Origin of the sequence: Paenibacillus sp. JCM 10914 (assembly GCF_001315105.1) — a bacterium.
In the GTDB taxonomy this organism is placed as follows: Bacteria; Bacillota; Bacilli; order Paenibacillales; family Paenibacillaceae; genus Paenibacillus_AQ.
Map to the genome: position 1 here is coordinate 1 of NZ_BAZR01000093.1, position 511 is coordinate 511.

Genomic DNA, 511 nt, shown 5'->3' on the forward strand with positions numbered 1-511 from the left:
TGCGCTTCATACAGCGCCCGAAGCTCGCGCAAGAAGATGCCCATCGACCAGCCGTCCGACACGATGTGATGCATATTGAAGAGGATGATATGCTCCTCTTCCGCCAGCTGCACCAGATGTGTCCGCAAGAGCGGACCTTGCTCCAGATCGAATGGCATTCGTGCGTCCGCTCGGGCGAGCTCTTTTACGGCTTCCTGCTTCGCTTCTTCCCCGAGCATGTGCAGGTCGCTTACTCCTAGTGCAATCGCCATTTCTTCATGGATCACCTGCATCGCTTTGCCGTCCACATCCGTGAACGTGCTTCGCAATCCTTCATGGCGCTCCACCAGATCGGCTAGGCTTTGACGCAATACCTCCGCGTCTAGCTCACCTTTGGCATACAGCGCACCCGGAATGTTGTACAGTGCCCGGTCCGGCAATAGCCGGTCCAAGAACCATAGCCGTTGCTGCGCAAAAGACAGCGGCAGCATATGGCCCACGCGCTCCGTCTTCTCGATTCTCGGCACATAGA

Annotated in this window: 1 protein-coding gene; it reads right to left on the reverse strand. The window is 57.1% G+C overall.

Annotation, left to right across the window (positions count from 1 at the left end; genetic code table 11):
- On the reverse strand, positions 1–511 hold a 511-nt coding region (locus JCM10914_RS28175; RefSeq protein WP_158442492.1), incomplete at both ends, for a condensation domain-containing protein.